This window comes from Listeria valentina (assembly GCF_011800755.1).
GTDB classification, from domain to species: Bacteria; Bacillota; Bacilli; order Lactobacillales; family Listeriaceae; genus Listeria; species Listeria valentina.
In genome coordinates this window covers 1-5,418 of record NZ_JAATJW010000096.1, presented here as the reverse complement: position 1 = coordinate 5,418, position 5,418 = coordinate 1, and the positions used below count along the sequence as shown (strand labels likewise).

The 5,418-nt window shown below is 38.1% G+C and carries 6 protein-coding genes; 2 read left to right on the top strand and 4 right to left on the bottom strand.

Going from position 1 to position 5,418, the window contains the following annotated elements:
• Positions 1-775: 775 nt before the first annotated feature.
• Positions 776-958 carry a hypothetical protein gene (locus tag HCK02_RS13120; protein ID WP_167630551.1) on the top strand — a complete coding sequence of 61 codons (183 nt, stop codon included), beginning with the start codon at positions 776-778 and terminating at the stop codon, positions 956-958.
• Positions 959-1,008: 50 nt separating this feature from the next.
• On the opposite strand, the gene HCK02_RS13115 is transcribed toward HCK02_RS13120, so the two are convergent.
• On the bottom strand, positions 1,009-1,437 hold the full coding sequence (locus HCK02_RS13115; protein WP_167630550.1) for a hypothetical protein: 429 nt from the start codon (positions 1,435-1,437) through the stop codon (positions 1,009-1,011).
• A 6-nt stretch (positions 1,438-1,443) separates the two neighbouring features.
• The gene (locus tag HCK02_RS13110) at positions 1,444-2,601 is read right to left on the bottom strand and encodes a hypothetical protein (RefSeq protein ID WP_343034611.1); all 1,158 of its coding nucleotides are present in this window, start codon (positions 2,599-2,601) and stop codon (positions 1,444-1,446) included.
• Positions 2,602-2,714: 113 nt separating this feature from the next.
• Between HCK02_RS13110 and HCK02_RS13105 the strand changes: the two genes are divergently transcribed.
• Complete coding sequence (locus HCK02_RS13105) at positions 2,715-3,122, top strand: DUF1433 domain-containing protein (protein WP_246215606.1); 408 nt, start codon at positions 2,715-2,717, stop codon at positions 3,120-3,122.
• A gap of 811 nt (positions 3,123-3,933) precedes the next feature.
• Here the strand turns inward: HCK02_RS13105 and HCK02_RS13100 are convergent.
• Together HCK02_RS13100 and HCK02_RS13095 are read right to left on the bottom strand one after the other, a co-directional pair.
• Complete coding sequence (locus HCK02_RS13100; protein ID WP_167630547.1) at positions 3,934-4,425, bottom strand: DNA-binding protein; 492 nt, start codon at positions 4,423-4,425, stop codon at positions 3,934-3,936.
• Entirely contained in the window at positions 4,415-5,314 is a 900-nt protein-coding gene (locus HCK02_RS13095) for a replication initiation protein (RefSeq protein ID WP_167630546.1), read from the bottom strand. Before HCK02_RS13095 ends, HCK02_RS13100 begins: the two co-directional genes overlap by 11 nt.
• Positions 5,315-5,418 lie beyond the last annotated feature (104 nt).

The window sequence follows — 5,418 nt, the reverse complement described above, 5'->3', positions numbered from 1 at the left end:
TTGTTAGTGTTACAAATGGGGGTTGTTAGTGTTACAAATGGGGGTTGTTAGTGTTACAAATGGGGGTTGTTACTAGCTGAAAAGAGTTGGCACTCTATGTCTGAGATGTGCCCTAAAAAGGTTTTAAAAAGATTTTAAAAAGATATATAAAAAGAACCTGACTTCTGCAAAACAAAAAAAGGATATTTTGCTACCGCAAAAATCCCCATCCTAAAAACCTTAAAATCATAAAGGAGTGAGCCCAAAAACGGCTCACATTTAAAAAAATTTCTCCGTTCCACTCCGCCTCGCTCCCGCTCGTTGGCAAAAGACGTCTATAAACATGCCTAGTTTAGGCGAAAACCTAGGATTTGGTATGTTTTTAACCTGGCTTTGCCGTTATATGGGAAAAGTGAAGGCGACTTCGTCGGTCAGGGCAAGCCCTAACAACCCTTTTCAAACAGGCTAAAAACGTGTCACGTTTTTTAAAAAGTAAAAACGCATAACCCGTAGGGTTTATCCTGAAAAAATGAATCTAAAGTCCTGAAACTCCACCCCCCTATGACGTGTGGGGTAGAAAAAAAGCGCTTTTTGCATAAAAGTGCACGATTTGGTAGACTGAAAGAAATAAGTGCTCGTTCTGTTCTTTGACAACCTCATGCTTCTTTTTTTCAGCCCTTCCGAAAGGGCTATTCGCGATGAAGGCGGGCGCGTAGCGACGACAGTCGCTAGCGACAGCGAAAAGCGTTCGCCTTTATCGCGACCGTAACCCCCCCCTACTAACAGGGGGGTAGAAATGGACAATGAAAATGACAAATCCACTGCGCCTGTAAGCATGAGGGTCGAAAAAAACGTGTCACGTTTTAGACAGCTACATACAACGAGAAGTGAACAAAAAGTAAAAATCGTTTTAAACGAATCACAAGGACGTATGAGCAATTTTAATGGGTATCCATATAAAAACATTCGAACGGAATAAAAAGCTCTCAAAACGTCTCTTGCGTCGTCTGAGGGCTTTTTTTACTTGGATCAGTCCAGTCGGAAACTTTTCTGGCATGTTTTAAGTTGGTCGTCTGCTTCGTCCAATTCTTTTTTTCGCATGTTCTTTAACCATTTTTGTATGGCTTCCCCTGTCTTCGCTTCGAAAGCCACAGCTAATTGCTCCTGAATCGCTTTAAGTTCATTCTCTGCCTTTTCTTGCTCTTTTTGAACAGCTGGAAGCTCTTCTTTAGACTGTTCCACTAGTTGCTTAACATCGGATTTAGCATCTTGTTGAAGGATTTTTAATTGAATTTGTTTTTTGAGTTCGCTTTCTGTAGACAAGAGAGTAGAACGCTCACTTGCTGATAAGTCCTTTTTTTGAAGCTTTTCTTGAACGAGTTTGAGTTGATACTGACTTTCATAGTTTGTATCTCCCATCGCTTTTGCGCGTTCTCGTTGATAAGTATCTCCATACATCAAGGATCACCAGCCTTTGCTGTTGGCTGCTATCCAATTGCCCAGCTGCGTATCTTTTTCTCGAAACGTCTTGGCTGCCTCAATGAGTTCAGCTTGAAAGGCTTTTAATTGTTTTTGGGTTGCCAGATTTTTTTGATAGTATCGTTCAAATTCTTCTGGGTCGTAGTAGCAATAAGTCCCATTTTGATAACGGGTACTTAACTCCGTTAAAACGTCATCGACGTTCCAGGAAGTAAGCTCGCTATAGCGACCGCCTAGTCCTGTTCGGTCATCGAGTTTATTTCGGATTTTTTGCGATTTTTTTTTGTGGTCTTCTTCAATATGCTCCAGGTCACTTTTCGCTTGTTGGAGTTCGTGAAGTACACGGTCAATATCTTGTGCCACTCGTATAATCCCCTCGGTATCGATTTTTAGTTCCATTGCCCCGTCAGCTGAAAAACAGCCTTCGAAGGTTTCGTTATAGTGTCCTGGAATCGCGCCAAAAACCCCTTTTAAACCCACATCAACAGTGTTTCGTTTAGCTACATATTGGGAGCCAATTAGGGGAGCACCCATCTGTTCATAATTTCCGATCATGTCATCATTGTGGGTATAATCTACGATAGACTTATCGTAGTAACCTTCACGTACTTTTTTTTGGTATTTCTCAGGTAATAGTCGATAAACATTGGGGCCTGCAAATGTAGTCGCGCTAAAATCATGAATAACGGAGTTGTAATGGGATAGTCCTGCCCCTAAACTATGTCCTGATGATGTAGGGTTGCTTGGCTTATATTTTTTAAGGACCGTATCTGTCCAATCTTTGGAAACTTGAAAGGCATTTTTAGATTTTCGGTCTAAGCTCGTACGAGCTTTTGAGCCAGCAAAAACATTAATCGTATCGGTTCGAATAATGTCCCATATCTCTTTACTGCCCCTATAAGTAAAAACCATGTTATCATAATTGTAGTGAAGTTTACCGTCTTTCCCTTTTTCTTGAGGAACTACAGCAAATGCTTGCGTATTAGTAGGTCTATCATTGAGTTTAGCAACTACTTTCCAACTTCGTTTTGAGCCGTTTTCTAGAGAAATATCAAATTTTTTCGCATTTAGGGTTTTATCTTGATAAACAATTTCAGAAAGCCTAAAGTATTCTTCATCAGTAAAAACTTTTTTTGTAGCCAAAATAATCATCCTTTCATCTCTGGAGGTCTTTTATGTCTAAACGAACTAAATTTATTATACTAGTAGTTATTCTAATTGTCATAATCTTATCCATGGTAGGAGGGTATTTTTTTGTGAAACACAAAGAACAAGAAAAAAAAGAACGAGCTTTTTTTAATGAACAGGAAGAAAAAGTGATAGTTTATCTTAAATATAATGTACCAAGTTATAAAAGCGTCACGTTTACAAACGAGGAATTTAATCCAATTGGATTAAGTATTGATGGGTATATAAATAATGATAAAAGGCTAAGCTTCACAGCTGGCAAGGATGTAAGAACATTCAGTTATTCTGAAGAGCTAGACAAGATGTTTAAAACCCCTACGAAAAGCTATATAGAAATTATGAAAGAGAAAAAGACTAAAGCTCCCAAAGAAACGTCGATGACAGATGCTAATAAACAAGCACAGACCATGGAGGAAATAATAGCCGATGCGCGAGCACGGGAAGCTCAAATCTTTAACCGAAATCGCCTGTATTAAAGCTTTACAAAAAGCCATGCATTAGCTAAACTAAAAACGGCTTTAAAACAAGCTGCAGGTTTCTGTTTGTTGGGCAAAGGGAATAAACGCCTTTTATCCAGGATGCTCACATTTTTGTGAGCTTTTTTTGTGCAAAAAACTAGTTAACATAATGCATCTTCTAGGAAGTGCTTACAGCGCCAAGGGTTCGTACGAACCTACTTTGTGAAAAACGATTGGTCTACCTGGTGGCTACTGGATAAAAGGCGTTGTTAGGCGTTTTTGAAAAAGAAATAGTTTGTGAAAAAAGAACTTGTTCATAGGTTCGCTTAGATGTATAATCCACTTTGCTATCGTCTCGAGTAGCAAAAATTTTAAATACTTGTGTGAGAAAAACAAATGTCTTCGGATGCTTGTTTTTTTTCTTGTGCAAAATGAAACAAAAAGTACAGCAGAGATAGCTAGTGTCTTTGCTTTTTCCTATGAGTTAGCGTCCAAGGGCGCACTTATACATTGCTCCGCAACGTGTGCAAAAAGCCTGGATTTTGTCGCCCTTGTTTCGCGCTTTTAGTTCCTCATTTTCTAACAGCCAATAAGGTGTTATGACTAGGCCAATAGCCTGCTTGTTTCTGGACAATTCCTGGATTAGTACCTGGCCGTCAAATGGCAGGGTCTCAAATCTGAAATAGCTTGCAACAGAAAGACTTTCAGTGCCCTTTAGCAAGGTAAAGAAATGGAAATACTTCCGGTTTTACCCTCAAAAAAAGTTTTTCTTTTTTTGACTGGTGAAAATCGTCTGTTCTTTCTTCTCCTTCTTCATGGGCAACCAGACTCATGAGCGAGAAAATAAACGTTTGAAAAAATGACTTTTGGTGTTAGAAGCTTGTTCGCTTTCTTGTTTGGCTTCTTCCAGGAATAATTGATTTTTCTTTTGCTCCAGCTGGAGCAATTGTTGTTGTTGATCTAAAAGTTTTTGTAAGTTGGCAATTTGAAGGTCTTTAGCTTCTGCTTGTTGTTGAAGTTGGTCATCTTTTTTTTGGAGTTGGTTTTCTAGACTTTGAATGTAGGTTTCTAGGTGTGAAAAATCGGTAACTTGGGTTTGCGAATTCGCAAACTGGTTCCCAGTAACGTTTGCGTTTGCGTTACCACCTGAATGGGTCGTAAAGCTTTGGTATATCAAGGAAACACCTTTAGGTGAAATGGTAATCTGGTTCCCGTTAGTTACCGCAAACCGTTTGCGAAATTCGGGTGTTAGTCGTTTGCGAATGGCTTGCTTGGAAACGTTCAATTCTTCCGCCAGTTCTCGAATGGTTTTATTGTCCATAGCGTTCTTCCCATTCCTGCATATCCTGCATATATTTTTGGACGACATCGTTATACGTTTCATGAAGCTCGTGTCCGTATTCGGCTAGCTTCTGTTGAATGGATTGCCATTCTTCAAACGGTTGGAGAGTAGGCTTTTCGGGAATATAGGTTTCCTTTGCCCATTCAGGAAGCGTTTCTTTAGATTGAGTGGATGGTGATTTCCAGTTAGGGACGTCGTACCGTTTTTCAGGTAAAAAGGTAAACTCCAGGAAGGCAATTTTGTTTTTCCCACGTTCTTTGATTTTAGTGATTTTTAGATTTTGAAAATAGATTGTTAGTTCTTTAAGTATTGGTTTCAATACTTTTTCAGTAATTTTAGTCATCTGATAACTTTTTGGAACATCCAACAGAGCACGAAAAGTTTCCACGGAGGTTTTATAATATCCTGTAAGTCTATATTGCTTTAATAAACGATACATTGACTTGGCATAACTTGACCGTATCTCAGTAAATTCAGCTAATTCATATTTTGTAAACTCACTCTCTAACTGATTGAGAATATGACTTAATTTTGGATTAGTAGAAATTTCAATTTTTTGTTCAGCAAAATCAATAGTAAATCCAGTAAATAAGACGAAGTATGATTTTTTATTTTCTTCTTGTTCCCAATAAGTCAGTTGAAGCATCTTTTTATAAATATTTTCTAAGTCGTTGGTAAATCGTGAAATGGAACGAGAAGAATAATTACTTAGTTCACGCAATTGTTCAAAACTAAAAGTGACAGATTCTAAATTTTTATCTTTCATTTTTGAACAGATAGCAAAAAAAATATCCATTTCAGCGCTATCAAATTTTCGCATTGGAACAAAATTTAATTCATTTTTATAAATAACAGTTTCATTTGCCATATAATTCACCTCAAAAAAAGCATATCACAACAAATGGAACCCGTAAAATAAAATGGGGGTTGTTAGTGTTACAAATGGGGGTTGTTAGTGTTACAAATGGGGGT

Excerpts from the sequence above, each read along its gene's own strand:
- HCK02_RS13120 (WP_167630551.1), top strand. The coding sequence starts at position 776 with ATGGACAATGAAAATGACAAATCCACTGCGCCTGTAAGCATGAGGGTC.
- HCK02_RS13115 (WP_167630550.1), bottom strand. The coding sequence starts at position 1,437 with ATGTATGGAGATACTTATCAACGAGAACGCGCAAAAGCGATGGGAGAT.
- HCK02_RS13100 (WP_167630547.1), bottom strand. The coding sequence starts at position 4,425 with ATGGACAATAAAACCATTCGAGAACTGGCGGAAGAATTGAACGTTTCC.
- HCK02_RS13095 (WP_167630546.1), bottom strand. The coding sequence starts at position 5,314 with ATGGCAAATGAAACTGTTATTTATAAAAATGAATTAAATTTTGTTCCA.